The 2443-nt window shown below is 39.7% G+C and carries 2 protein-coding genes and 5 tRNA genes; 2 read left to right on the top strand and 5 right to left on the bottom strand.

All coding sequences use genetic code 11. The annotated features are described in order from the left end of the window. Positions 1 to 451: ferredoxin reductase domain-containing protein (locus J690_RS23395; RefSeq protein WP_032038800.1), on the top strand; the 451-nt coding region annotated here is incomplete at its 5' end. A 114-nt stretch (positions 452 to 565) separates the two neighbouring features. Continuing rightward, the gene (locus J690_RS23390) at positions 566 to 1351 is read left to right on the top strand and encodes a YdcF family protein (RefSeq protein ID WP_032038798.1); all 786 of its coding nucleotides are present in this window, start codon (positions 566 to 568) and stop codon (positions 1349 to 1351) included. A 374-nt stretch (positions 1352 to 1725) separates the two neighbouring features. Here the strand turns inward: J690_RS23390 and J690_RS23385 are convergent. The 5 genes from J690_RS23385 to J690_RS23365 form a co-directional block, all read right to left on the bottom strand. Then, positions 1726 to 1801 (bottom strand) — tRNA-Val (locus J690_RS23385). A 66-nt stretch (positions 1802 to 1867) separates the two neighbouring features. Next, a tRNA-Asp gene (locus tag J690_RS23380) sits at positions 1868 to 1944 on the bottom strand. Between the two features lie 36 nt (positions 1945 to 1980). Continuing rightward, positions 1981 to 2056, bottom strand: a tRNA-Val gene (locus tag J690_RS23375). Positions 2057 to 2145: 89 nt separating this feature from the next. Further along, positions 2146 to 2222: transfer RNA gene (locus J690_RS23370), tRNA-Asp, on the bottom strand. Positions 2223 to 2269: 47 nt separating this feature from the next. Beyond that, positions 2270 to 2346, bottom strand: a tRNA-Asp gene (locus J690_RS23365). Positions 2347 to 2443: the final 97 nt, after the last annotated feature.

The following is a 2443-nucleotide window of genomic DNA, read 5'->3' as shown; positions in this document are numbered from 1 at the left end:
TATTCGTACCAATGAATCATTCCATCTTATTGATGATAACCGCCCTATTATTTGTATTGGTAACGGAACAGGTATTGCTGGCTTAATGAGCCTATTACACACCCGTACGCGTCATGATTACACTGAAAACTGGTTAATCTTTGGTGAACGTCAAAGAGCATGTGATTTCTTCTATGAATCGACCATTGAAGCATGGAAAACCACAGGAATGTTAAAGCGCCTCGATTTAGCATTTTCGAGAGATCAAGAACAACGCATGTATGTTCAAGATGTAATCCGTCAGAATGCAGCAGAATTAGTAAGCTGGGTAGAACGGGGTGCTGTTCTGTATGTATGCGGTAGTATTGATGGTATGGCAAGTGGAGTCGATCAAGCACTTATCGAAATTCTAGGTGAAGAACAGGTAGATGATTTAAGACAACAAGGCCGTTACCGCCGTGATGTTTATTAAAGATCAATAAAAACAAAAACCGAGTAATAGCTTAAATGCTTTACTCGGTTTTTTATTGCATTCAGAATGATTTTGCATACACTGTCTGCAATTTAAATTGCAACTCTAAGCACAATGCAAGTCAGTAAGTGGATCCGTATTTTCCTAGCAATCATTGGTTCGATTTTATTTCTAGATGGATTAGTTCTAATTTGTCTCAATAAAATTAATGTAGGCACCGTTATTCCTTTAATTTTAGGTGCTTTCCTCTGCCTATATTCCTTATTTTATTATCATTTAGAACGCTTTTTCTTCTATCACTATCGCTTACACACACTTTGGCGTTTTGGATGGTTATGCTTCTGGATATGGTTAATTGGCTTAGGCTATTTTTTTAGCTTTATTAAAGAAAATAAAGATACTTCAAATAATATTCCTCCAGTAAAAGCAATTATTGTCTTAGGAAGCGGTGTTGAGAATGGTCAGCCATCTACAATTCTTGCAAAACGTTTAGATACGGCCGCCCCTCTAGCCCTAAAACAGCAGCAAGCACAGATTGTTCTAACAGGTGGTCTTGATTTTTCAGAAAAAGAAAGCGAAGCATTGGTTATGTCTCGTTATCTTGAACAAAAGTATCATATCGCAAGAGATCAAATGATCCTTGAAGATAAAAGCACTAGCACAGACCTTAACTTAAAAAATAGTAAACCCTTATTAGAACAGCACCACATTACCTTAGAGCAGCCAATCGCTATTGTGACAAGTGATTTTCATATTCCTAGAGCAATAGCAATTGCAAAGAAACAGGGCTATACCCAAGTTTATGGGGTAGCGGCAGAAACACCATTAGCTACTCGTTACAATGCATGGTTACGTGAATATTTCGCATATGCAAGTGGATGGATTTTAAACGAATATTAAAAAATAATTTAATCGGCAAACTGCTATTTAAAAAAATAGCAGTTTTTTTTGTGAAAATATTAGTGATCGATACAAATACAAAGTTGATATTAGCTAGAACTAGTAATTACAGGCTAGATACTTATCTTTAAGCACTAGTAACGCAATTTAATGAGGTTGAGGAATCCCATCAAAAGCATGAAGAAACACCAATGCTAAAAAATTAAAAAACTAGCGATCAATAAAAAGAATAACTTAAAGATATAAGGGCTTTAATTTTAGAATAGAAAAGTTGTATCTACACTGAGTCACATAGTAAATAAATTTACATGTAAGTATAAGATATTTATAGATGAGTATAAATTTAGGGAATTTTAAATTTCTGATAGAAATTATGGTGGGCGCTGACGGGATCGAACCGCCGACATTCTGCTTGTAAGGCAGACGCTCTACCAACTGAGCTAAGCGCCCTTAATGAGAAAAGATAACGAATGTATCTTCATACTCTACATTCTCTAGACAAGGGAATCAAGAGAATGGCGCAGCGGACGGGGCTCGAACCCGCGACCCCCGGCGTGACAGGCCGGTATTCTAACCAACTGAACTACCGCTGCACTACAATACTTTAAAATAAAGTATGGTCACATATATGGTGGGCGCTGACGGGATCGAACCGCCGACATTCTGCTTGTAAGGCAGACGCTCTACCAACTGAGCTAAGCGCCCCAAGAAGAAAAAACTAATAAATTATTAATTTTTCGATTTAAAACTTTTACATCTCAAATCTTCTTCCAAACACAACCCGAACTGAAAAGTGGCGCAGCGGACGGGGCTCGAACCCGCGACCCCCGGCGTGACAGGCCGGTATTCTAACCAACTGAACTACCGCTGCACTTTCACAATGTCGAAATTGTGGGGTAAACGATGTTAAGTCTTAAGTGGCGCAGCGGACGGGGCTCGAACCCGCGACCCCCGGCGTGACAGGCCGGTATTCTAACCAACTGAACTACCGCTGCACTTTCACAATGTCGAAATTGTGGGGTAAACGATGTTAAGTCTTAAGTGGCGCAGCGGACGGGGCTCGAACCCGCGACCCCCGGCGTGACAGGCCGG

Origin of the sequence: Acinetobacter sp. 742879, from assembly GCF_000588535.1 — a bacterium.
Lineage (GTDB): Bacteria > Pseudomonadota > Gammaproteobacteria > Pseudomonadales > Moraxellaceae > Acinetobacter > Acinetobacter pittii.
This window is presented reverse-complemented; position numbering and strand designations above follow the sequence as displayed.

Coding starts and splice junctions, on each gene's coding strand:
- J690_RS23390 (WP_032038798.1), top strand. CDS start 566: ATGCAAGTCAGTAAGTGGATCCGTATTTTCCTAGCAATCATTGGTTCG.